Origin of the sequence: Aeoliella sp., assembly GCF_965227375.1 — a bacterium.
In the GTDB taxonomy this organism is placed as follows: Bacteria; Planctomycetota; Planctomycetia; order Pirellulales; family Lacipirellulaceae; genus Aeoliella.
On the sequence record NZ_CBDDFX010000001.1, the window covers coordinates 342,618 to 365,916 of the forward strand.

General features: G+C 58.8%; 17 protein-coding genes. 6 read left to right on the forward strand and 11 right to left on the reverse strand.

Annotation, left to right across the window (positions count from 1 at the left end; all coding sequences use genetic code 11):
* Positions 1-27: 27 nt before the first annotated feature.
* Both ACQK2L_RS01505 and ACQK2L_RS01510 read right to left on the reverse strand, forming a co-directional pair.
* A complete protein-coding gene (locus tag ACQK2L_RS01505) occupies positions 28-1,407 on the reverse strand; it encodes a FecR domain-containing protein (RefSeq protein WP_425395163.1) in 1,380 nt (459 codons plus the stop codon).
* Complete coding sequence (locus tag ACQK2L_RS01510) at positions 1,407-1,940, reverse strand: sigma-70 family RNA polymerase sigma factor (RefSeq protein WP_425395164.1); 534 nt, start codon at positions 1,938-1,940, stop codon at positions 1,407-1,409. Before ACQK2L_RS01510 ends, ACQK2L_RS01505 begins: the two co-directional genes overlap by 1 nt.
* 405 nt (positions 1,941-2,345) lie before the next feature.
* Here ACQK2L_RS01510 and ACQK2L_RS01515 point away from each other — a divergent pair, with 405 nt between their 5' ends.
* The 4 genes from ACQK2L_RS01515 (at position 2,346) to ACQK2L_RS01530 (ending at position 7,615) form a co-directional block, all read left to right on the forward strand.
* Positions 2,346-2,981 carry a PEP-CTERM sorting domain-containing protein gene (locus ACQK2L_RS01515; RefSeq protein ID WP_425395165.1) on the forward strand — a complete coding sequence of 212 codons (636 nt, stop codon included), beginning with the start codon at positions 2,346-2,348 and terminating at the stop codon, positions 2,979-2,981.
* Between the two features lie 208 nt (positions 2,982-3,189).
* On the forward strand, positions 3,190-4,296 hold the full coding sequence (locus ACQK2L_RS01520) for a hypothetical protein (RefSeq protein WP_425395166.1): 1,107 nt from the start codon (positions 3,190-3,192) through the stop codon (positions 4,294-4,296).
* Positions 4,293-5,399 carry a DUF1559 domain-containing protein gene (locus tag ACQK2L_RS01525; RefSeq protein WP_425395167.1) on the forward strand — a complete coding sequence of 369 codons (1,107 nt, stop codon included), beginning with the start codon at positions 4,293-4,295 and terminating at the stop codon, positions 5,397-5,399. The genes ACQK2L_RS01520 and ACQK2L_RS01525 overlap by 4 nt, the downstream gene beginning before the upstream one ends.
* Before the next feature lie 77 nt (positions 5,400-5,476).
* The gene (locus tag ACQK2L_RS01530) at positions 5,477-7,615 is read left to right on the forward strand and encodes a hypothetical protein (protein WP_425395168.1); all 2,139 of its coding nucleotides are present in this window, start codon (positions 5,477-5,479) and stop codon (positions 7,613-7,615) included.
* Here the strand turns inward: ACQK2L_RS01530 and ACQK2L_RS01535 are convergent.
* The 8 genes from ACQK2L_RS01535 to ACQK2L_RS01570 form a co-directional block, all read right to left on the reverse strand.
* The gene (locus ACQK2L_RS01535) at positions 7,596-8,684 is read right to left on the reverse strand and encodes a DUF1559 domain-containing protein (RefSeq protein WP_425395169.1); all 1,089 of its coding nucleotides are present in this window, start codon (positions 8,682-8,684) and stop codon (positions 7,596-7,598) included. The two genes, ACQK2L_RS01530 and ACQK2L_RS01535, sit on opposite strands and share 20 nt — an antisense overlap.
* A 21-nt stretch (positions 8,685-8,705) precedes the next feature.
* Positions 8,706-9,122, reverse strand: a complete 417-nt coding sequence (locus ACQK2L_RS01540) for a hypothetical protein (RefSeq protein ID WP_425395170.1) — start codon at positions 9,120-9,122, stop codon at positions 8,706-8,708.
* A gap of 69 nt (positions 9,123-9,191) precedes the next feature.
* A complete protein-coding gene (locus tag ACQK2L_RS01545; RefSeq protein WP_425395171.1) occupies positions 9,192-10,301 on the reverse strand; it encodes a DUF1559 domain-containing protein in 1,110 nt (369 codons plus the stop codon).
* Positions 10,302-10,527: 226 nt separating this feature from the next.
* Positions 10,528-12,462 (reverse strand): PEP-CTERM sorting domain-containing protein, encoded by a 1,935-nt coding sequence (locus ACQK2L_RS01550; protein WP_425395172.1) that lies wholly within the window; start codon positions 12,460-12,462, stop codon positions 10,528-10,530.
* Between the two features lie 434 nt (positions 12,463-12,896).
* A complete protein-coding gene (locus ACQK2L_RS01555; RefSeq protein WP_425395173.1) occupies positions 12,897-13,805 on the reverse strand; it encodes a hypothetical protein in 909 nt (302 codons plus the stop codon).
* Positions 13,806-14,325: 520 nt separating this feature from the next.
* The gene (ggt, locus tag ACQK2L_RS01560; protein ID WP_425395174.1) at positions 14,326-16,011 is read right to left on the reverse strand and encodes a gamma-glutamyltransferase; all 1,686 of its coding nucleotides are present in this window, start codon (positions 16,009-16,011) and stop codon (positions 14,326-14,328) included.
* Between the two features lie 64 nt (positions 16,012-16,075).
* Positions 16,076-18,379, reverse strand: coding sequence for an exo-beta-N-acetylmuramidase NamZ domain-containing protein (locus tag ACQK2L_RS01565; RefSeq protein ID WP_425395175.1), 2,304 nt, complete (start codon positions 18,377-18,379; stop codon positions 16,076-16,078).
* 10 nt (positions 18,380-18,389) lie between these two features.
* Entirely contained in the window at positions 18,390-19,859 is a 1,470-nt protein-coding gene (locus ACQK2L_RS01570) for a sodium:solute symporter family transporter (RefSeq protein WP_425395176.1), read from the reverse strand.
* Positions 19,860-20,151: 292 nt separating this feature from the next.
* Between ACQK2L_RS01570 and murQ the strand changes: the two genes are divergently transcribed.
* Entirely contained in the window at positions 20,152-21,054 is a 903-nt protein-coding gene (gene murQ, locus ACQK2L_RS01575; protein ID WP_425395177.1) for an N-acetylmuramic acid 6-phosphate etherase, read from the forward strand.
* A gap of 46 nt (positions 21,055-21,100) precedes the next feature.
* Entirely contained in the window at positions 21,101-22,075 is a 975-nt protein-coding gene (locus ACQK2L_RS01580; protein ID WP_425395178.1) for an N-acetylglucosamine kinase, read from the forward strand.
* A gap of 45 nt (positions 22,076-22,120) precedes the next feature.
* Here the strand turns inward: ACQK2L_RS01580 and ACQK2L_RS01585 are convergent, their stop codons facing one another.
* Positions 22,121-23,200, reverse strand: a complete 1,080-nt coding sequence (locus ACQK2L_RS01585; RefSeq protein WP_425395179.1) for an anhydro-N-acetylmuramic acid kinase — start codon at positions 23,198-23,200, stop codon at positions 22,121-22,123.
* Between the last annotated feature and the right edge of the window lie 99 nt (positions 23,201-23,299).

A 23,299-nucleotide genomic window follows, 5' to 3' on the forward strand; every position in this document is an offset into this window, starting at 1 on the left:
GTGTGAAGAGGTAAGCTGGCCGAGACACTAGCGAGGGGTCGCGGCGATGCCGTACATGGCCCGCGCTTCGCGGCCCGCCCGCATGGAGCCCAGCGAGATAACCTCGCCAGCGGCGCACGGCCGCCTCCACACGGAGAAAGTATTGTCGATGCTCTCACCTGGCCCCGTGGCCACGGTGAATGTCGGATTACCGCCCCAAGCATCTTCATCCAGTCCGATGTCGACACCCGTGTCTTCGAAACCGCCCTGCAACCAGTCGGGAATCTCCGAGCGGTTATCGAAGAAGATGTACAAGTCGGCGTCCGCCGCCAGCTCCACCTCAATCGAAAGTTCATTCGAGTAACGATAGTCATTCACCGTGCGAACGTAGTCGGCTCCCAAGAGGAAGGGCGGCAGTCCATCACCGGCGAGACCGTTCCACTCGTGTGGGTGATCGACGTAGGCGTGCACGTCTTCGTCGAGTCCTTGGGGGATCACCTGGTAGTAGCTCACGCTCTTGGTAGCCCAGAGGTTATCCCACACCGCGGAAATCACGCCCCGCTCGTCGTCGGGTTCGAGGGTCGACCAGCCGTTTTCGTTGGCTTCGCCGTGTACCTGGAAGATTCTCTCAATCTCACCAAGCCGGTTGATCCTGGCCGCCTCGCCCTGCGTCAAACGTCGGGCGAACTGCTTCTCGGCGGTTTGTAGCGACTTGAGATCGACCTCGCCTTCGAACACGACCACGTCGGTATTTGCGTCGCCCAACTTTGCCACTCCAAATCGGGTGCCGAGGTCCACGACCTCGATGTCGGACGTGGCGATCGTGAAACCTCTCGCCCAGCGGGGCACATCGGCCGTGGCCTGACCACGAATCAGTTGCACCAGCATCTCAGAATCGATTCGGCACCGCGTGGGTCCTCGCAGCGACATCGTCACTCCGTTGAGCAACTCGAGCGAGAGCGTGCCCGACTCGATATCCAAGATGCCCGTTGTGATTCTCTGCTCCGGCCCCAGCGCGGTGCACTCGGCGCCAAACGTCACATTGGTCGCAGACGCCACTTCCCCGATGGTGCGCAGCGGCGTGTGGTCGAACCAGGCAAACGCCACCAGACCCGCCAGGGAGACTGCCAAGGCCAGACCGGCAGCAGCCTTCCAGCGGCTGCGGCGTTTGGGGACACATGGTTCTACTGGCGAGCATTGTGGCTGCAGAAGGTCCTCTTGCGCGGAGGTCTCCGCCATGTCCGGAACGCTTGGCGAGAAAGACCACTTCAGCAGCCCATCGGTCTGCAACTGCTGGGCGACTTGCATGGCCAGGTCCGGATTCTCATCCAGCAAGCAACGAAACTCCTCGCGGTCGCGGTCGCTGCACGACTCTTCCATCGCTCGATCCAGTGAGCGCTTCAGTCGAGCTTGAATGTCGTTATCCACTATGCGCCCTCCGCAGCCATGCGCCGCTCAATACACTGCCCCAAGTCCTTTCGAAGGCGATACAATCGGCTGGATATTTGGTCCGCAGTCGCGTTCATCCGAGTGGCCAGGCCTTTTACCGAAACTCCGCAGGTGTATCGTTCGCGAAGCAGTGTGCGCTGCTCGTCCCGCAAGTTTTCCAAGCAGCGAGTCAGCGCTGCCAAACGTCCGTCGGCTTCCAGCGGATTTCGCTCCATGGAGTCCGCCAGCGAGGAGACAAACTCGTCGGACAACAGCAACCGCGATCGACTCCGCGTCTTGCGGTACGCCAAGACACGATGGTAGGCAAACCGCAACGCCCACGGCAGGAACGGGCGCGATGGATCGTACTTGTCCTTGTGCGCCCACAGGTCGACGTTGGCGTCCTGCACCACATCGGCCGTGGCCGAGTCGCCCGCCATCAGGGTGTGGGTGTAGACGTACAGATCGCGCTGATGGGAAGTCAGCAGATCGACAAATCGCCGATCGCGATCAATGGAATCGTTGGTTTCCATAAATGGACGATCTTGTTTCACACGCACACGGGAACCCGAAAAGCAGGCGTCTCACCGCCCGTTGATTATAAGTAGTGAGCCTATTCCCGCAGAATCTGGCGATAAAAAGGTTTTTTTCGTCAGATTCATTAGGCTGGGGCTCAGTTAGTGTTGAAAGACGACCCGCCGCTTGTGCGACGGGCGGTGTCGTCCACCAATTTTTGGACTTTTCTGCGACTCCAAAAGATTGGAGGCGGAAAACCAGAGGTTGCCACGGACCCGTGCTTTCACTCCGTGCAAGGAGACAGGCGAAGCTTGCAAGCGAGTTTCACGAGCATTCGAGGTGCTCCGTGGACGGCGGATGTTTGCCAGCAGCTACTCAGTTAAATTTTCTCTTCCTCGTTCACATCCTTAGAGGTGCGGCTCATGACTAGTTATCGAATGTGGCGGTTGTCGGCGGTTGTAGCAGCGGTGATGTTCTCGGCTACTCCAGTATTGTCCCAAACCCTGTTCACGACAGTGGACGACTTCACGGACTGGAGTGCTTCGGTCACGCAAGACACGGTAGATCTGGACGGATCGGCCACCAACGGACTGGCCGAGGGTGGCGGAGCAGGGACCCCCGGTTCGCTCGCCATTCTCCCGAGCAGCAACTTTGCGTATCACTTCTCCGACGGGCAGCAAGGCAACGTGCCGCTGATCCAGTCGCTTCGGCTTGCTGGCGATATTGTCTTCGATCACGATTTTCCCACTCCCTTGCAGGCGGGCAGCTATTTTCAACTGGGCGCCGTGTTCAATTACGACGGACACTTCGACCAGTACTTTGGCTCGACCGTCGACAATCTGGATGGAACCTACACGACTACGGTTCCGTACGAGTTTTCACCTGGCGACCTCGCCAGCTACCTGCAGATCGGAATCATTTACAACGCGGAACTGTCCGGTGTGGCGGTAACGGTAGACAATATCCGCATTGAAAACGCCGTGCCCGAGCCGGCGGCAGTCGCCACGACCCTGCTGGGCCTGGCGGGCCTGGGCCTGATTTATCGCAGGCGTCGTTAACCCCATTGGCTGCGCACCAACTGACCGGCAAATGGTGCGACCACAGGGGGACGGCGGGGCAGTGGGACGCCGTCCCCCTGACATTTACCACATCGACTTCACTTCGCCAGTCTCACCCGGGATAAAAACAACGGAAGGGCAGGTTCGGACGGGCCTTCGTGCAACCGCGCGGAAACGTCGGGCAGCCTTCCGCAGGCAGGAAACACAAATGAAACGCTACGCTTCTTCTCTGCTGCTGGGCATTTCGGCGGCCCTGTTGGCCGGTCCGGTCCAGGCTCAGGTCTTAATTGACTTCAACGACCAGTTCGACGGTCCAGTGAACCCGGAAGAGAATCCCCCGCTTCTGTATCAGTTTCATGGTCCGACGGGCAACATTGGGACTCCCGAATACAATCTCGATTTCTCCCACGCCATCGTGGACAACGGCGGCGGCGATCTGGCGTACCAGCAGTCGTTCGACGGCACCGGGCTCGATGTGATGACTGGTCTCTTCGATCCACCGTACTTCTTCTACGTGGGCGGTGGTGGCGGCTTCTTCACACCTGCCGACAGCGGTATGACAGGCCTCGGCGAAGACGATCCAAGCAACTACACATTCTCCTGGGACATCAAAGTGAGCGGCGAAGTCGTCGATGTGCCCCTCTACGTGGGATTCGGCCAACACGATGCCGACTACGAGGCTACGTACGGCGTCGACATCACTGGCGATGAGAACAACAACAACGGTCCGGACGGCGACATGCTCGACGGTGCCGATCCATGGATTGTCGAGAACGTTCCAGTACAGATCGACATGTCGAACGAAGGTTATCAGACGTGGTCGATCAACCTGGCCGATGCGATCGCCGCCGGGGATGGCCCTTCGGCTACCGCTGGGGTGGCTCCCGAGAACGTCCTCTTCGACAACGAGAACCTGTTCTACTTCAATTGGTTCTTCGGCCACACCGAGTTCGGCTTCGACGGTGAAAACTCGATCACGTTCGACAACATTGCGATCGACTTTACCCCAGTGGTTGTCGGCGCTGGCGACTACAACGGGGACAATCTGGTCAATCTGGCCGACTACACCATTTGGCGCAACAACTTGGGAGGCGACAATGCTGCCTTGATGGGCAACGGCGACGAATCCGGTGGCAGCATGGGCGTCGTCGACATGGCCGACTACGACTACTGGAAGGCGAACTTCGGTAGAGACTATAGCGAATTTTTAGGAGGAGCAGTTGCGGTCGCCATACCGGAACCCGCCACCGCAGCGCTGGCGCTGTGTGCGGTGGTTGCTATCGGTGTGGCCCGCCGAACAAGAGAGAAGGCATGATGCGAAAGGCATTCACCCTAGTTGAATTGTTGGTGGTTATCGCCATCATTGGCATCTTGGTTGCGCTACTGTTGCCGGCCGTGCAGGCCGCTCGCGAGGCCGCTCGCCGCACCCAGTGCAAGAACCAACTGAAGCAGATCGGCCTGGCCATTGCGAATTACACCGACACTCACGGTCTGTTCCCAACAGGGGGCAGTCGCTTTGGTGAGGACCGCCTGGAGTGGTTCGTGAGCGGTGGCAAGGCCTACGCGGCTCCCAAACAGGGTTGGTCGTGGGCGTATCAGATTCTCGACTTTCTGGAGCAAGAGAACCTGGCCAATCTCACTACCAGCGAAGCGGTTGCCGCCACGGCCGTACCAACCTACAACTGTCCGTCGCGACGGGGACCTACTCTATTCAAGAATCCCAACTCGAACTGGCCGGCCGCTTATTTGATCGACTACGCCGGTACGCAACCCGCCACGCGTCGATCGAGCGATCCCTTCCTGGCCACCAGTTCCAGTCTTTACTTCGACGTCCCTGCGCATGTGGCCGCCGGTACCTACACACGAGCGCATCAGGCGTTCTGGAGTCCCAGCGGCACCGGCTATCCAGACCCGAAAAATTACGGCGTGTTCGACGGAGTGATCATTCGCTCTCCGTATCGCCGCACTAGCACGCCGGGGCCCAACGAAGGGCCCGCCACGTTGGAACTCCTCAAAGGTGTACCGAAGAAGGTGACCTATGCCAAGATCGTCGACGGCACCAGTCGCACGATGGTGATTGGTGAGAAGTGGGTCCACGTCGACCGTTACCAGCCCGGCGAAGGCAACTACGCCGCCTCGGACGATCGAGGGTGGATCGACGGTTGGGATCCCGATACGATGCGGACCACGGCCTGGCCGCCGCAGCCCGACTCGCAGGACGACCGCGGCAACGGTGGCAACGGTTCCGATCAGGATTACATGTTTGGCGCCGCGCACCCTGGTGGTTTCAATGCCACGTTTGCTGACGGCTCCGTTCACTCTATCGCCTACGACATCGACATGGCTGTGTTCAACAGCGTCGGCACCCGCAACGGAGATTCCGCGACCGAGACAATCAGCACCGAAGGCGTCGACTGACCTGTGGTGCGCTGCTCATCGCCACTGATAGAGATGCAATCCAGACTAGCTCACGTTCTTAGGTGGCGATTGGTTCGATGACATTCGGTAAATATCTGGTCCTGTTGGGATCTGTCGCGGCGCTGTTGATCGGACCGCTGAAGCCTGCAACGGCTCAATTTCAGGCGAACGTCTCGGTCAACGCCGGGAATGTACGTTCCACGATGTCGCCACTGGGGCTCGGCATTCATACCTCGCCCTATTACAACAGTCTGACCGATCCGAACCTGGACGATCGGTTGGAAGAGGCAGGCGTCACCACGTTGCGCGCTGGTGGAGGTGGATACGCCGACGTGCACCACTGGTCGATCACCCGCGCCGCGTGGGAGAACGGCATCGCCGAAGGTGGCGGGTGTTGTGGGGGCGGTTTGACTCCCTGGTTCGGCAATCCCAACGACTTTGGCTACGTCGGCGGGGGTTCCGACTTTGCCAACTTCGTGCGACTGCTCGACCGAACCGACAACAGTCAGGCAGTGGTAACGGTGAACTACGGTTCGGCGCTCAAACTGGTGCCCGATGCATCGAACCCGGCCGGCGTCGCTTCCGTGGTGCCCGACTTTGGTGGCCAACCAAAAGAGGCCGCCGCCTGGGTGGCCTACGCCAACTCGGATGCTTCGCTATACGGCACCCAGAACGACATTACGATTGGCATCGACGAGCAAGGCAACGATTGGAAGACCGCAGGCTACTGGGCCAAGTTGCGAGCCTCGTCCGCCGGGGAGTACCAGAGTTGGGCCCAAGCCGATGGCGTCTACGATCCGCTGAACACCTTCCTGGCCATCGACCGCGACAATCCTGTCGGTATCAAGTACTGGGAGATCGGCAACGAAACCTTCGGCACCGGCTACTACGAGCAAGGCACCAACGGCTACTCGGTCAACTACGACGTGCCCTATCCGTTCAACCAGACCAGCCGCGCGGGCAACCCCGATCTGTCACCTGCGCACTACGGCGAGGAGGTCGTGGAGTACGCTCAGTTGATGAAGTCGATCGATCCAGAGATCAAGATCGGCGCCGTGCTAACCACTCCTCCCGATGATTGGTACTGGGATTACTGGCCCAAAAGCGGAGGGCCGAATAACCCCAACAACAAACACTGGAATCCCGAGGTCCTTGCTCAAGCTGCCGGCGATATCGACTTCGTGATGGTCCACTGGTATCCATGGGTCGGAGAAGAATACAACGACCTCAATGGCAACAACCGACACGATCCCGGCGAGCCGGTGAACGACGGAACGAGTCTCTTGGCGTTTCCGGCGCAAAAGATCGAGCAAATGATCGAGGGATCCACCGCCGGAGTCGACACCGGACAACATGCCGGAGTACGCGACTGGCTCGCCCTGCATGGCAATCCAGACGCGGAGATTATGGTCAGCGAATTCAACTACTTTGGTGGTGTGTGGGACGGCGGCCAGCATCACCCGACCGACTACCGCTCGGCCGCCGACGCGCTGTTCGTTGCCGACGCCTACTCCAGTTGGTTGGAACTGGGCGTAACGAGCGTGCAGTACTTGGAACTGCTGACGAAGAGTTTCCTCGACGACTCCGACAACCTCCAGCGGGGCCCCGCCTTCTACGGTGTCTCACTGGTGGACAAGCTGGCCAAGCCGGGCGACGAGTTCGTCGAGGTGTCGTCTGATGCGACGGACGTACGCGTCCACGCTGCGGTGCAGGCCGACGGATCGCTGGCGGTTATGCTGCTCAACACGAACCTCGACGAGGTGGCCGAGATCCAGTTGGACCTCTCCAGCTTCTCACCCGACAGCGATGGGGTTGCGTACACGATGTTAAACGGCTCGAGCATCACCCAGTCGCCAGTCTCAGGAATCACCTCGCTGCTCGACCTTGAAGTGTTGCCGCGGTCGGCGGTGGTATACGTGATTCCCACCCAACCTCAGCTGGTCGGCGACTACAACGGCGACGGAGTGGTGAACCTGGCCGACTACACGGTGTGGCGAAACACCCTCGGCGCCGTTGGCGACGACCTTGCAGCCGATGGGAACCAGAGTGGAGCCATCGACCCGGGCGATTACGACGTCTGGAAGCAGCACTTCGGAGCCTCATCGCCGGCGAGCACTGCTCACACAACCGTGCCAGAGCCTTCTGGAGCAGCAACGTTGCTGCTACTAACTGGCACCATGGCCGCGGCGCGCCGGTCTATCGCGAGAACTTCTTAGGACGTGCCTGATCGTCATACCGCATGGCGTTAGAGCGGTGAATCTCAGGCTCGATGTCGTAGTTGATCGTAGCGACCGAACCATCGCAATAGGCCATATTGAGTCCTCCCGAGTGGGCGCTGCCGAAGGCAAACGCAAATCGGCGGTCGTAGGTGGCATTGTTCTGGCCCGCCGAGTCTTGCTGGGGTTGGTAGACTTCAGGAGTGTCCTTGTATGTCTGATCGGGGGCCCAAGCGACTCGATGGTTGTCCCACTCGAAGCCAACATAGGCATTCTGATTGTCGCCGTACCGCTCCCATGAGCCGATACCGTCGCCGTCCACGCTTTCGTATACGTTTGTGGACATGAGCTTCTCGCCGATCAAGTAGGTATTGCTCAAGCCATCAACGATCCGGCGCGGCTTGATCTCACTCCGGTAAAATATTACGCCAGTCTGATAGTGAGTGGTATTGGCAGGGTCACTCGTCTTGCTCCATAGAGTGTTCGTATCGTCATAGCTGCTGGGTTGCCAGAACGTTCCCCCGACAGACGTGGCGGCCGAGTGCAACGCGTCGCCCGTATTCGCGGCGTAGTCCGATTTGGCGACCTGAAGCAAGTCTTTGACCCACACCTGTTCTTTGATGGATCCCCAGACAACTGGGTAGCCGCGCGCTGCTCGACGCGATGGACAGTAGAAGACGTCAATCGGCGTGGTATTCATCAGCGTCGAGGCCTGCTGGAACTCAGTGCTCCTCGGGTCCATTCCTGTACCCAAGTCCGCCAGCGCCGTTTGCTCCAAGTAGACCAGGATGCTGTAGCACCAGCTGCCAGGCTGCTCTTTGCCGAAGCCACGATTGGCGTCGGCCACGTAGTGCTGACCCCAGCCACCGCTGGGGAGAAAACCGTGCGTGTCAACGTGCAGCAAATTGGCCAATCCCATCTGCTTGAGTTGGTTCTTACATTGCGTGCGACGCGCCGCTTCACGGGCGGCCTGCACGGCGGGGAGTAACAGGGCCACCAGGATTCCGATAATGGCAATCACTACCAGAAGTTCTACCAACGTGAACGCGTTGTTCTTGCTTCGATTCATGTCAACGACTCTTTTATGTTCCTAAAGCTTTTCGAGGGTAAAGTTATAATCCTCGCCTGAATGGTCAACAGTCACTTCCAGCGGCGACGAATCCGCTGACATGTATTCTGGCTTAATTAAGGACACTCCCGTCTGTGGGCTTTCTAGCACGGTGAAGGTCACTTTGTATTTGCCCTTGGACACTCCGTCGCCAGGTCGTTTGGTCATCAGCTCGTAAGAGCCATCCTCAGCGAGTCTGCCGGAAGCCACTTTTCGGCCATCCGCAGTGGCGTCCGTGGGCTCGAAACGAATCACACGAATTGCACCCTCAACCGGCGATCCGTCCTCGTAATGAACCTTGCCACTAACCTGTGCAGTGTCGCTACCGCAACCCACAACGCAAACGACGACAAAGAACCCTAGGTGCCTGAGGTTACGGATTGAGCGTTTGTCAAACATTCCAAAGAGCCTTCTTCGTCCTCGCAACGGTTCCGCTTGGCCCTGCCAATCGATTTCGTCCTAGGTGATTCAACGTGAGAAACCGCTCGGCTTGAAGCCTTGATCGGCGCTCATGATCAAGTAGTCCCAAGCTTTGCAGCACCCACCCCACTCGCCACTGGTTTCGATATCGTCTTCTTTGAATTGCACGCTGCCGTCTGCCAAGGCAATGAACACACCTCCGATGTGCGTGCTCCGTGCGGTGCCCTGGGCGAATCCATAGACGTCGCTGTTACAAGTCATGCACTCGCCCTGAAGAGCAGATGCGTTGGTGGTGCAAGAAAACGAAATCGCGCTGCCCGAAGGGATGTCATCGGATTTGTCATTGCATACGTTTGGGCCGTTGTCGTCCCCGCCTGCACCATGTCCGGCCACCAGATTTGCGCCGGCCATGCCAAGCGCCCATACTCCCCGCGGATCGTTGGCATCGAAACCTGCACGAAGTTCTGCCAACATCATCGTGTTGGATGTGCCATCCACAATTTGAGAGAGTTTGACGGATGCATTTGGCCCCATCGTCCCTCGCGTGGTGCTCGGCCAGAACTTTGAATTCAATCTTCCCGCCCAAGAAGGATCCTTGCCGCTGTTCATGCTGGGTTGGGGCGTGCCGGAAAGGTTAGAACTCAAGCGTACGCTTCCGATGGACATGGAGCCGACGTTGGCGGCATAGTTGCCGCGAGCCCAATTGGGACCGAGCCCGCTAGCGGGGCCTTGGAACTTCTCTTTGTTGCGGCTGTCTGAAGGGCAGATAAACACCGGCAGCTCAGCGCTCCGCGCGGGTTCGTTGATGGTGTGGCGGATGGGGTAATTGAAGTCGACGGCGTCATGCAAACTGTCGCCTTCAAGTTGCGGCAAGATGTCGATTGTCCAAGTCGACTCGAAGTCGATCAGGTTTCCCGCGCCAGTGCTGGGCACGGAGCCCGTGTAGGTCATTCCGACAGGAAGCTCCTTGAAGGCCGACTCATAGTTTAATACCGCCAAGGCGATGTTCTTCAGGCTGTTCTGACAGCTTGCTCGCCGAGCGGCTTCGCGCGCCGCTTGCACCGCTGGTAGCAACAATGCAACCAGGATGCCGATGATTGCGATCACCACCAGCAATTCAACCAGAGTGAATGCTCGAGAGTCCTTTGTTCGCAACATGAGGGAACCTCACTACTCTTCTGATTGAGGAAGCGGTTGTCTCCCCCGAATCCAATTCGGTCGCCTGGCCAGATTTCGGTCACTTCGACAATCTTAGATACTTACCTCTAAAATGGCGTGCGTTTTTTGCGGGTTTTAATATCGCTATTGCGCACTAACGAATAATGCGCGAAGCCGACACCCGATAGGGTGCCGGCTTCGGTTTGCTTTAGGTGGTATTCAGCAGTTAGCGGGTTGCACGAATCCGCAAAACTGCCACCAAGCCAATGCCCAGCAGTACCATGGTGGAGGGCTCAGGAACAGCGGCAGTGCCGATCGCTCCTGCCGCGGAGTTGCCGAAGTTCGCCTTCCAGAAGTCATAGTCGTCGGTGCCGATCGCCATGCCACTGAGAGATGGATCGCGGTTTGCCAGGGCGCCTCCGTCACCACCAAGGTTGTTTCGCCAGATGGTGTAGTCGGCAAGGTTTACCGTTCCGTCATCGTTGTAGTCGCCAGGGGTGCCAGGGGGGTCAACGATGGCCACCTTGGTGAAAGACCCGTCCGAGCTTGTTGTAGTCATCCAGCTACCGCCGGGACTGAACACACGGACAAACTCGTTGATGTTGTTGCCATGGTACACGTTACCGGCAATGTCGAAGTCGGTTCCCAGACCAAACCCAGTGGTACCTAGTGCCTCGGGGGCGAACGACTCGGCATTCAGAACAATGTCGTCCAGCGGATCCTCAGGAGTGCCGTTGTCGTCAACTGCAAGGTCCGGCAAACCATTTTCATCAAGCGGAATGACGATCACTCGGCCCGCCAGATTGGTCTCATCCGTGAGTTGTGGACTGCCGGTCTGAAGAGTCTTCATCACCAAAAGCGACTGTCCGTCGGGCGAGAGTTTGACACCGCCGATTCGACGGAAGATGTCCTGGACACCCAACGTGCCTGTCACTTCGGGATTGTCAGTCAATCCGTCTAGACCATTGTCGATCGTGAACTCTTTCGAGGACCACTCAACAACCGGAGATTGGCCATCGATTCCATCGGGGGTAACAACGATGAGACCTGCTTCGTTGCCGTCAGCACGTTGCTGCACCATGTACCACTTGTTGTTGGTAGCCGAGTAGTCGATATCGGCAAGTACGCCAACGTTGAGAGCCAAGAAGTGAGGGTCGCCATCGGAGTCAGTACCCAGCGCGCCGGAATCCACGACGAGTGTCGGATTGATATCATAGCTGGTCGCCGAGCCAACGTCCCAACGCCAAATGCTGTTGCCATCGTTGGCGTTCTCTCCGGCGCTTAGGTCGGTGTCGAGGTCCTCATCCATGGCCCATACGGTGAGGTCAACACCCACGGATCCGGTAACAACAACTTGGGAGACGATGGAGCCGTGCAGCGGAATAGGGCCGAACGCATCAGAAACGGAGCTGAATACACCACCCGTGGGTCCTGCCTCGGGATTGGGTCCGGTGTAGTTTCCGTTGTCGTCGACGTTGAAACCACCCAAAATCAGCCCACCAGAAGTCAGGTCGGGAGAGGCGTACTTGATTCCTCCGGATCCATCGGACCAGTCTCCAACGATCACGTTCCCAGAATCATCCAAGGTCAAACGATAGGACGACGAAGTTGTGCTTTGATCGACGGTATATCCAGGTGCCTTAAACTGCGATACATCGTCAACAGCTGGCACGGCCCAGTTGTTGGCCAAGTCGACGCCGATCATGTCGGCGGTGTACGCGTAGATGCCATCGCCCTGGGGACGCCCCAGCCCAGTGTTGGTCGGATTGGGATTGTTCACATACACCGTGCCGAAGAAGGGACTCGAGGGATCCTTGTTCACTGCAATTCCCGTCGCCCGAAACACGTTGAGGTAAGCGTTGTTCTCGGTGTCCGAGATCTCAGCCCATCCCGTGGGCGCGCTCTTGCTCACTTCGATCGAGTAGTCGCTAAACGACTCGAGATCGAAGGTATGTCGTCCGGCAGGGAGCGCGCCAAGGTTGAGCGCGTTACCTCCGTCGCGTTTGACGACAACATTGTCGGCTGCCTCATTGAGTACGAACTCATGAGTTGTACCCGTGGTAATGCGGACGCCAGACGCATATGAAACAGCCTGGGATGTTGAAGCAAATGCCTGTGAGATAGTAAGTAAAACGGCAAGGGAGAGTAATCGTCGTCCCATGGTTGTCTCCTAATGATTACACTTTATCGGATCTGAGGTATGACGCTGGAGGTCGCAACCAGTAGCTAGAGTTGGCAGCGTTGACTGTCGCCTGAAAAGTGACTTGTTTAACTAGCGACTCCTCTTCAGCGCCTTCCAGCTACTTGTATAGCGAAACCAAGTCAATTTGTCCTGTTCTTCTTGCGAGATTAAGTCTCGGTGCTGCGCAGTGTTTCTACTTGTATTGAATGGCAGTAAGTGGGACGAACTTTGGTCGTGTGGAAAACTGCACAAAGCCAGTCAAAGTTGTTCCGTTGATCACCAACGCGGAAACGGTGTTCGCAAACCGTTGGTTTCCTCGATTACTGTGAGACACTGTCCACACGTATGAACGAGCAGGTTGCCGGCATCCCAAACGCCGGCAACCTGCGGTCTATTCGGAATTCCGATGACTGCTAGGACTTACGAGCCTTCAGCAGCAATCCTCCCAATGCGAGCACTGCAAGTGCGCAAGTTGTCGGTTCGGGAACTTCGGTTACCACCAAGTTGTCGTAGACGACGAAGTGTGGCCCGACCGAGCTGAACGGATCGGTGTAGCCCAAGCTAACAAAGCCAGCCGTTTCCGCGTTTTCCGCAAGGATGATTGGAGTGCCGTTGATCGAGTACAGCACCCTGTTGGGGTTCACCGAGATGGTCAAAGTCGCCCACTGGTTGCCAGGGGAACCAGCGAAATCGCTTGGTGGCGACGGGAAAATTGCCTGGTACGTGTCGCCCGTTGCATTGGTGGTGTTATCGGAGTTGAGGTAGCTATTGTCGCCGGAGTTTACCGGAGTTCCGGAAACGAAGTGACGGTAATCCGATGACGAGCCACCTTCGCCAGTGATGGATACAAACTGGCCATCACCTGCAATGGGAGTGAAGATCGAATTGAAGTCGGTTCCGTCCGATCCTACGCCGATGTGGGCAAACTCGGTGGTGCCACCCGCACTCTCCACGCCCATGTACATGTCGACTTTCATCGTGTAGGCCGGAACGCCAACGGGGGCATTGTAGAAGGCGGTGATGTGGTCAGCGGCGCCAGCGTCGTCGCTGGTCTCGTTAACGGCGAAACGGAGCCCGCCAATGTCGCCCGCCTGCGAACGGGGAGCGAGAGGCAATCCGGCGGTAATGTAGTCGAAGGCGAACGTGGACACGCTGTCCGGAGTTCCGTCGCCGGAAGTGGAGTTGGCTTCATCGCGAACGATGTAGCTGGCTGACGAGTCGACTTCGAAGTCGTCAGAGATAATGGTCGAAGCAGAGGCTGTTGTTGCCAGCAGAAGAGTGGCGCAGAGCGCCGCAGGCACGGTGGAACGGGTCAACTTCATTGGGTCTACCTCACTAGCTGAAAAAACGAACTGATACGAACGACATGCCTGTTAAGTTGGGATGTTGTGCACCTCAACGATGTGGGTCGGGCAAATCCACTGCCCGATTTGAGCGCAGCACCGCCTCTTCCAAACAAAGTGCGCTGCCCCAATTTTTTTATAGTCAGTTGCTCGCCATTTTGTCCCACACTTTTTGCGAGATTATCTCTCGGAGTTGCGCAGTTTGTGCGGATTAACGGTCGGGGGCAATCTCTTAGACATCTGTTGATGCGCGATTGGGAGAGTGTGATGCGCGGCAGGGTGTATTTGAGGAGTAAACATGCGCTTTCTACAGCGATTCGGAGGATGTATAGCTTGCAATGAGCGCCTAACCGCATGTCCGCACATAGGGCTGCGGATTTAAGTAGGTCGTGTCCATTTGCGGACATCAGCACGCCTAATCGGCACCAGATAGTCCAACTGGGGGCACTGCCGGCGAGTCGCAGCGGCGACCCCAAGAAGTTGCTGGCGAGGACATGCTTTACTTGCCCGCCGCCTTACCGGGGATACGAGGGTCGGAGACGCCGACCAATCGACCGTCGCTCATGCGAGCAATCGCCTGGCATACTCCGGCCGAAGGCAGCGTCCGTATTTGGTGGCCACGTGCGGTAAGTTCCGTCGACCACTCGCGCGAGGCGCCCGCTTCAATTCCCAACTGATTGGGCCGCCACTGATGATGAAAGCGGGGATCGCCAACGGCGCTTTCCAGAGGTTGGCCATAGTCGAGCGTGCGGATCACGCCGAGCAGCACCTGCGTAATGATCTTGGGACCACCGGCGGCGCCGATCGACAGTATCGGCTGCTGCTTTTCGTCGAGCACGATGGTCGGGCTCATGCTCGACAGGGGGCGTTTGCCGGGTGCGATGGCGTTGTGCTCGGCACCGATCAGCCCAAACGCGTTGGGCACGCCCGGCTGGATGGAGAAGTCGTCCATCTCATTGTTGAGCACCACTCCGGTCCCGGGTACGATCACGCCCGAGCCGAACGACGTGTTCACAGTAGCGGTGATGGCGACCCAATTGCCCTCAGCATCGACTGCCGAAATGTGAGTGGTGTGACGGCCGAACAGGTCCTGTTTCCACTCCGGTGGGTTGCCGTGCGTGGGTACTTCTACCGCTTTGTTCAAGTCGATCGATTCGGCAAGTTGCTTCGCGTACTCCTTGCTCAACAGCCCTTTGGGTACAGGGGCGTAGTCGGCATCGCCCAGCCAGTAGGCCCGGTCGGCAAAAACGCGGGACATCACTTCCCCGACCAGATGAACGGCGTCCAGCGGATCGCGTTGGTGAATCTTTGCCAGGTCGTAATTTTCCAGCATGTTCAGCGCCTGGGCGACATGCACTCCGCCGCTGCTGGGAGGAGGGAACCCGACGATTGTGTGTCCGCGATACGTAGAGACGATCGGCTCTCGCTCAACTGCTTCATAATCGGCAAAGTCCTCGGCGCTCAGCATCCCACCGTTTTGAGCCATCCACTCGCCGATTTGCTTGGCCAGTTCGCCACGATAGAACCACTCGATGCCGTGCTGCGAAACGTTTTTCAGCGTATTGGCCAAATCGGCTTGCACCAGTCGATCGCCCGCCTGGTAGACGGTTCTGTCGGGCTTGAAGTACACAGAGCGTGTTCCCTCGAACTGCTTGACCTTCTCGGTGTGTCGCTCGAGCGCGTTGCCCAGTGGCTCGCTAACGATGAAACCCGATTCAGCGGCTTCGACGGCCGGCGCCAGCAGACGGCTCAGCGGCATGGTGCCACACAACTCTCGCGCTTTTTCGTAGGCGGCCAACGCGCCGGGTACACCGCTCGCAAGAGGGCCGAGTTGGCTAGCGTTGGGGTCGGCTTGGCCATTGATGACATACATGTCGGCCGACGCGCGCGAGGGGGCCTCTTCTCGTCCGTCGATGGCGATCAAACGCCCGTCGGCCGTGCGGATGAGGATCAAGCAACCGCCGCCGATGCCCGAGTTATGCCCGTCGACCACCGCCAGCGTGAGCGCCGCTGCGATAGCCGCATCGACCGCGTTGCCTCCTTCCTCGAGCACTTTCACGCCGGCGTCGGTCGCCAACGGATTGACCGTCGCGACGACGAACTCTTCCCCCTGAAACGTATTCGCTCGCACCGACGCGCCAATCGGCAACAGGCTTAGTCCAGCGCAGAGGACCCAACACAGCATGAATTTTAGATTCGTTGTCATCGGAGGGAACACTCAGGAGAGGTGGGAATGCCTGGAGGAAAGGTTAGTAGAGCAGAAACTCCCCTCGGCGGGTGAGGAATTCTTCGAGTGGTTGCTGGTAACTCTCCTCGATCTTGGCGGGCGACGCACCGCTGCGGACCAGTTCCAGCGTCTTGTTGCTGATCAGCAGTCGATTGAACTTCGAAGAATCCCACTCATCGGGATACAACTCCACCAGGGCAGCGCCGAGCGCCCAACCGAGGTCGAGCGACTCGAATTCGGCCCAGTCGGTGACGATGAAGTTCACGCCGCCGCACTCCTGGCCCTCGAACTTGCTTGCTTCGGGCGTGAAGCGCATGGGCACCACCTCGACTCCAGGCGGGTGGTGATTCCGGATCGCTTGGGCCAGCTTGCGCCCGTCGATCCACGGCGCGCCGACCACCTCGAACGGGGAGTCTGTGCCGCGTCCGACCGAGAGGTTCGTCGTCTCGAACAGCCCCACGCCCGGGTAGATCACCGCCTCGGTAAGCGAACGCATGTTGGGCGAAGTTTGTACCCAGGGTAAACCAGTGTCGTACAGGTAAGTCGCTCGATCCCAGTTCTTGGTCTTTACCACTGTGAGATCAAGATCGAGTTGTTTCTCGGCCATGATCATTTGTGCCATCTCGCCCATGGTCATACCGTGACGGACGGGGATGGTGTGGTAACCGACGAACACATCATCGCCTTCGTCCCGCAGCGGGCCTTCGACAAGGTGTCCGCCAATGGGGTTCGGACGATCGAGCACCACAAACGACTTGCCTGCTTCGGCCGCCGCCTCCATGGCCAGGCCCATCGTCGACAAGTAGGTATAGAAGCGGCAACCAATGTCCTGAATGTCGAACACCAGCACGTCGACCTCGGCCATTTGTTCGGGCGTTGGTTTGCGTGTCTTGCCGTACAGGCTGTAGACGGGCAGTTGAGTCTTCTCCTCCACCGTGTCGCCAATGTTGGCGTGATCGGCCTCGCCCTTCAAGCCATGCTCGGGGCTGAACAGCGCCACCAGGTTCACGTCGGGCGATGCGGCCAGCAGCTCCAGCGTGGGACGCCCGTCTGCATTCAAACTCGTGTGGTTCACGATCAAGCCGACTCGCTTGCCGTGCAGTGGCCGAAAGTCATCCTCGGCCAACGCGTCGATCCCCAGCACGACCGGCTTGGAAGACTCATCGTTGCCCGCACTCGTGAGGCAACCGGCGCTGGCGATGGTGCCGATTCGGCCGGCCAGGCGATTCACCTCTCCTTTGCCGTTGGGGTGGACACGGTTCGACAGGAAGATGACGAACAGGTCGAGTTCTGGATCGATCCACATCGCGGTGCCAGTGAAACCGCCATGCCCAAACGCCCGAGGGCTCATCATTTCGCCGCGATTCTTGGAGTAGCCGCTTCGCATGTCCCAACCGAGACCTCGCATGCTGCCGTCCACGTTCCGCGGAGTGGTCCACTCGGCAAGCGTCCGGGGCGAGACCACCGGCGCGCCGCCGTTGAGCAGTGCCTCGGCGTAGATAGAGAGGTCGTCGGCCGTGCTGAACAGCCCCGCATGCCCAGCCACACCGCCCAGGAGCCGCGCGCGTGGATCGTGCACCACGCCGCGGAGCCATTGGCCGTCGACCTTTTCGGTGGTGGCGGCGCGCTTCGACAGGGCTTCTCCCGGTTTGAAGGTGGTTTCCTTCATGCCCAGAGGAGCAAACACGTGCTCAACAGCGTACTCGTCGAGCGGCTGTCCGGTGACCTTTTCCACCAAGCCACCGAGCATCAGGAAGCCAACGTCAGAGTACTTGAACTTCTCGCCGGGCGTGGAGCGTGGTTTGAGTTGGCAAATATGATCCAAAGCCACCTCCCAGCCGTCGGTAAAGTCGCCCACCGGATTGTCGGGGATCAGTCCGCTGGAGTGCACCAACAACTGTTCGATGGTGACATCCTCTTTGCCATTAGCGGCGAACTCTGGAAAGTAGTCGGACACTTTATCGCGAAGGCGGATCTGCCCTGTCTCGACCAGTTGCATGATGCTGGTGCTGGTGGCGATCGGCTTGGTGAGCGACGCCATATCGAACACGGTGTCGACAGTCATTTCTTCGGGCGATGGTTCGAGCCGGCGGAAACCATAGGCTTTGCGGTGGACAATCTGCCCATGCCGACCCACCACCACCACGCAACCGGGGAGTTTCTTCTTCTCCAGTTGCTCCTTCACCGCGCGGTCGATGTCTGCCGAAATGCCTTTGCGGATGCCGACACTTTCAGGCGCAGCGGTGGGAAGCTGCTTGGCTGCGCTGAGGTTGCCAAGTGCAATCGCGAGTACAAGGACACTGAGGACTGTAGGAAGTTTGTTCATCGATTACTTTCTACGAATCGGCTTTGGAGTGCGGTTCGGAAGGAGGGAACATCAGCGTAAGGACGATGCCGGTCGCCAAGGTCGTGCCCGCACCAATTACGGGAAACCACAACCCATTGGCTTTGCATGCAAGTGCGTAACTCGTCACCGCTGCCCCCGTAAGCAGCGCGGAGATCGCTTGCCAGTTCTCTGCCCGGCCGACGCACATCCCCAGGAAGTACAGTCCCAACAGAAGTCCGGCTGCAAACCCGGCGATGGCCAACACTTGGTCGATGATGGATTTGTCGTACTGTGCATGATAAACGCCAATCGCCACGAGTGCTTGCGCGGCGGTGAACACAGCGGTCAGAATTCGGGCGGCCAGCAAGGTCTTCTTGTCCGACCAGTGTCGCACCCAGGGGGCCAGCAGGTCGTCCATCAGCGAACTGGCCGACGAGTTTACCGAGCTGGAGAGCGTCGACATGGCCGCGGCGAACACCGCCGCGAGAATGAGTCCGCGAACGCCCGGTTGAAGTTCTTCGACAACAAACTTGGCGAGCGCCTGGTCCTTGGGAGTGCCAAGTTGTTCGGGGGCGAACTCGCTAAAGTAGCACGCAACGCCCAAGCCAATCACTAGGAACAGTGCGAACTGCAAGAAGACCACCGGGCCACTGGTGGCCAGGGCCAGCGCCGCCGATTTCTGGTTCTTCGCGCATAAGTATCGTTGCACGATCAGGTGGTCGGCGCCATGGGTTGCCAGACTGAGAAACGCGCCGCCAAACAGCCCTGCCCAGAAGGTGGTGTGGTCAACTTGGCTCGTAAATGGCAGTGTGAAATCGAAAAATCGGTCGCGGTGGGTTTCGACGGCAAACTCCTTGAGCTGCGAAAAACCGCCCGGCAGTTCCTGCAGTATCATCCACAGAATTACGAATGCACCGAGCGTGTAGATGGCGAACTGCAAGCAGTCGTTCCAGACCACCGACTTCACTCCACCCCACAGCGAATACACGCCCGCAACGCCAGCAATGGCGAGCACGCATGGCTCGATGGGCCAATCGAGCGCTAGTTGTAGTGCAAGGGCCGTAAGCAACAATCGCAAGCCATCGCCAGCAGTGCGCGCTAAGAGAAACACAATCGAAGCCATCTGCCTGGTCGCGGTGCCGAATCGCTGTTCAAGAACCGCATAAGCGGTCAGTGGCTGGCCAGAAAAGTGTATCGGCAGCAGCAGAATAACCACGGCAATCCGGCCGACGATGTAGCCGATGGCCAACTGCAAGAAGTAGAAGTTTCCCCCTTCGACGAAGGTCTTTCCCGGTACGCTTAGGAACGTGACGGTGCTTGTCTCGGTGGCGACGATGGACAACAACAACGCTGCCCAAGGTAGGTCGCGTCCGCCTAGAAAGAAGTCGGCTTGGTTCTTTTGACCTCGTCCGAACCAGGCTCCCAACGCCAGCGTAACCAGCAGGTAGCAGCCGATAATCCAGAGGTCTACTGAGGCCATGAACGACGAGAGGTTAGAGTACAGGAGCGGCTTAACTGTAGCGGCTCGTCGAAACGGGGGACGGGCGCGTGCTTCCATCCAGCGGGCGTGACGGCCGGATGCGTGGGTCGATCAAAGGCGCCGAAATTCAAGTTAAGTTCCGCAATAATCGGAGTCCATAGGCAGGGCAGCGCAGCTTTGTATTCGTTTTGCGCACTGCTAGTGGAATCGACCAAGTCATCATCTAGAATACTCCAAGTCCAAGGAACTGGCGAACGATTCGTCTTCACCAAACTGCAACCAAGCGGCGACCATGCTTGACTCGTTAACCACTGAAGCGCGCAATCCAGCATCGGAGATGCTCGATGCGCTTACTCCTGCTGAGATTGTTCAACTCATCAACGCAGAAGACGCGAAAGTCGCGGCTGCTGTCGGGGAGCAGTCCGCGGCTATCGCTTCGGCCATCGAAACGATCTCGGCAAGACTGGCCACGGGTGGTCGTCTGATCTACTTTGGCGCGGGAACTTCGGGACGGTTGGGTGTACTCGATGCGGTGGAGTGTCCACCGACTTTCAACACCGATCCCAGTAACGTGATTGGTTTGATTGCCGGAGGACTCGATGCGCTCACCTCCGCTATCGAAGGCGCCGAAGACAACCCTCAGCTTGGTGAGGACGATCTGAAATCGATCGGTCTCACGTCGCAAGATTCTGTGGTTGGCATTGCCACCAGTGGACGCACCCCCTACGTTCTGGGGGGATTGGAATACGCTCGCCAGGTTGGGGCCTTCCGTGTTGGGCTGGCTTGCAACCGCGACGCGGAGCTGACCACTCGTTGTGACGTGAACATCATTCCCGTCGTCGGCCCTGAGGTTCTTAGTGGATCAACTCGCATGAAAGCAGGCACGGCGACCAAGATGGTGCTTAACATGCTGAGCACTGGAGTGATGATTCAACTCGGCAAGACCTACGGCAACTTGATGGTCGACTTGCGAGCGACGAACTCGAAGTTGCTGGCGCGAGCCACGCGAATCGTCGCTGTGTCCACCAAGCTAACCGAAGTCGCAGCGCAACAACTTCTGAAAGACTGCAACGGCGAAGTGAAGACTGCTATACTATCTTTCCATAGCGGCCATCCGCCCGATGCAGCCCGGCGTGTGCTCCACACTTGCAAGGGGCATCTCCAACAGGCTTTGGCCACGAATAAGTCATCCTGACTCTTGCTCCGAGCCACCCGCGCTTCGCGTTGCTCGGTCATCGACCATGAGCCATCGCGCCGCTACTGCCGACTTCTGCCTTGTTGTGGACGGGGGAGGCACGAAGACCGACTGCCAAGTGCTCGAGCGGTCCACCGGTCAGTTTGTTGTACTCGGCGAGGGACGTTCTTCCGGCAGCAATCCCAATGCGATTGGCGCCACTGCGGCCGCTGCTGCTATTGTCGAAGCCATTGCATCCGCCAGGCAGTCGGCACGACTCACCAGCGATGAGCCCATCGGTCGTGCCGCGATTGCCGTGGCCGGCACGGTGGACGATGGTCGGCGAGCGGAGTTGGAGCGATTGCTTCAGTGCCGCAGCTTCGCCAAAGAGTGCCGCGTGTTTCCCGACGTGATTCCGATACTCGCCGCGGCCGCGTCCACCGGTCCCGCTGCGGGACTCATCTCGGGCACGGGAGCAACAGCCATTGCGCGAGATGCTTCCGGCGATCACGTGCTTGCCGGCGGTTGGGGCTACCTGTTGGGCGACGAAGGAAGCGGCTACAGCGTAGGACGCGAGGCCCTCCGGCAAACGCTGCTGGAACTCGAAACCGGCGTGGCTCCTTCGCAGCTTTCGCAACAAGTTGCCGAGCAGCTTCAGGCCAAGAGCAGTTCGGCCATCAAGCAGACCGTTTACGGGTGCGAGAACCATCGAGAGGTGATTGCGTCGATGGCTCCGATCGTGTTGGAGTGTGCGAAAGCGGGAGACGACGTCGCGCTCCGAATCGTTGAGCAGACGATCGAGCATCTCGAGGCGCTGTTGGACCGCGCCGCGAAACGCCTGAATTTAGCGAGCAGCGAGGTGCCGGTCGCCATCACGGGTGGGTTGTTCAAGCCGGGAAGTCCCCTGCGGCAACCGCTCGAGCGGGCGTTGGTCGACGTTCGCGGCTTCGCCGCCGTGCAGTTCGTGACCGAACCGCTGGAGTGCGTGCGAGAGTTGCTCGACGATACGGCGTTTAGCCAGCCGATTCGATTCGTCGAGTAGGCAGAATCGTGTGCAGAATTCGTCGGCCTTAAAGCTGAAAACGCTCTAGTCCACCAGCACGCCACCGGTCGAGGCCTCACGGCAGCCGGTGGTTTCGGGGATCGACAGCGGTAGCTTTCGCAAGTGACGCACCGCCAGCCAGGCAAAGCACTCGGCTTCGAGCGTATCGGGGTTGAAGCCGCGCCGATCGACGGAGTTCACTTCGGAGAAGTGCTCCAGCAACAGCTTCATGATCACCGGATGATGCACGCCGCCGCCAGTCACCCAGATGCTGGTCGGCTTGGCGGGCATGGTCGCCACGGCTCGTACGATCGCTTGCACGGTGATGGCGCACAGCGTGGCTGCGCCGTCCTCGACGCTCAGGCCTGAAACATCCACATGGTCGAAGTCGAATCGATCGGCCGACTTGGGCAGCGGACGGCGGAAGAAATCTCGGTCGAGTGCCTCTTCAACCAGGTCCTGCTGCACGGTGCCCTGCTGGGCGAGTTTGCCATCGACATCGTGGTGCATGCTCGCCATCTCCTGCACCCACTCGTCGAGCAAGCCACAGCCGGGGCCAGTATCTCCGGCGATGATGTCGTCGTTCTCGCCGAGCCAGGTGATGTTGGCCACGCCGCCCAGGTTCAAGACGATAGTGGGCCCTTTCTCCTTGGCAAACAGCGCCTGGTGGAACATCGAAACCAACGGAGCGCCTTGCCCTCCCTTAGCCATGTCGCGACGGCGGAAATCGCTTACCACGGGTAGGCCCACCGCCTCGTTCAGCAGCCAAGGGTTGCCGATTTGCAGCGTGAGATCTTCCTGCGGTAGGTGTCGAACCGTATGGCCGTGAAATCCAAGCACCGAAGCTTCGTCGCCTACCTTGCCCAGTCTCGAGATCAAGGCGCGCGCCGCTTCCGCATGGTGCAGCGTCACCTGCTTCTCAAGCCGCAGCAATTCCGTGGTGGGCAGGTTATGCTGCGATGCTTCGAGCAGCAGTCCGCGCAGCGTCTCGTCGTACGGCAGCGTTAATCCACCGTGGAACTCGATGTTCTCTTCCCCATCGGTTTCCACCAAGGCAGCGTCCACTCCGTCGGCGGAAGTGCCGCTCATTAAGCCGATCGACTTGTAGACCTTCTTTGCTGGCACGTATTTGTCCTTTTGTTTCTCTCGCCGCCCCGTTCTTGGTCAAAAAAACCGGCGAAATTCACGCCCGCGGTCTCTTTTCGGTCGCAATATCCGGGCACG

What these genes read in the sequence shown, in the direction of transcription:
- ACQK2L_RS01510 (WP_425395164.1), bottom strand. Translation starts at nt 1,940, where the DNA reads ATGGAAACCAACGATTCCATTGATCGCGATCGGCGATTTGTCGATCTG.
- ACQK2L_RS01515 (WP_425395165.1), top strand. Translation starts at nt 2,346, where the DNA reads ATGACTAGTTATCGAATGTGGCGGTTGTCGGCGGTTGTAGCAGCGGTG.
- ACQK2L_RS01520 (WP_425395166.1), top strand. Translation starts at nt 3,190, where the DNA reads ATGAAACGCTACGCTTCTTCTCTGCTGCTGGGCATTTCGGCGGCCCTG.
- ACQK2L_RS01525 (WP_425395167.1), top strand. Translation starts at nt 4,293, where the DNA reads ATGATGCGAAAGGCATTCACCCTAGTTGAATTGTTGGTGGTTATCGCC.
- ACQK2L_RS01530 (WP_425395168.1), top strand. Translation starts at nt 5,477, where the DNA reads ATGACATTCGGTAAATATCTGGTCCTGTTGGGATCTGTCGCGGCGCTG.
- ACQK2L_RS01535 (WP_425395169.1), bottom strand. Translation starts at nt 8,684, where the DNA reads ATGAATCGAAGCAAGAACAACGCGTTCACGTTGGTAGAACTTCTGGTA.
- ACQK2L_RS01540 (WP_425395170.1), bottom strand. Translation starts at nt 9,122, where the DNA reads ATGTTTGACAAACGCTCAATCCGTAACCTCAGGCACCTAGGGTTCTTT.
- ACQK2L_RS01545 (WP_425395171.1), bottom strand. Translation starts at nt 10,301, where the DNA reads ATGTTGCGAACAAAGGACTCTCGAGCATTCACTCTGGTTGAATTGCTG.
- ACQK2L_RS01550 (WP_425395172.1), bottom strand. Translation starts at nt 12,462, where the DNA reads ATGGGACGACGATTACTCTCCCTTGCCGTTTTACTTACTATCTCACAG.
- ACQK2L_RS01555 (WP_425395173.1), bottom strand. Translation starts at nt 13,805, where the DNA reads ATGAAGTTGACCCGTTCCACCGTGCCTGCGGCGCTCTGCGCCACTCTT.
- ggt (WP_425395174.1), bottom strand. Translation starts at nt 16,011, where the DNA reads ATGCTGTGTTGGGTCCTCTGCGCTGGACTAAGCCTGTTGCCGATTGGC.
- ACQK2L_RS01565 (WP_425395175.1), bottom strand. Translation starts at nt 18,379, where the DNA reads ATGAACAAACTTCCTACAGTCCTCAGTGTCCTTGTACTCGCGATTGCA.
- ACQK2L_RS01570 (WP_425395176.1), bottom strand. Translation starts at nt 19,859, where the DNA reads ATGGCCTCAGTAGACCTCTGGATTATCGGCTGCTACCTGCTGGTTACG.
- murQ (WP_425395177.1), top strand. Translation starts at nt 20,152, where the DNA reads ATGCTTGACTCGTTAACCACTGAAGCGCGCAATCCAGCATCGGAGATG.
- ACQK2L_RS01580 (WP_425395178.1), top strand. Translation starts at nt 21,101, where the DNA reads ATGAGCCATCGCGCCGCTACTGCCGACTTCTGCCTTGTTGTGGACGGG.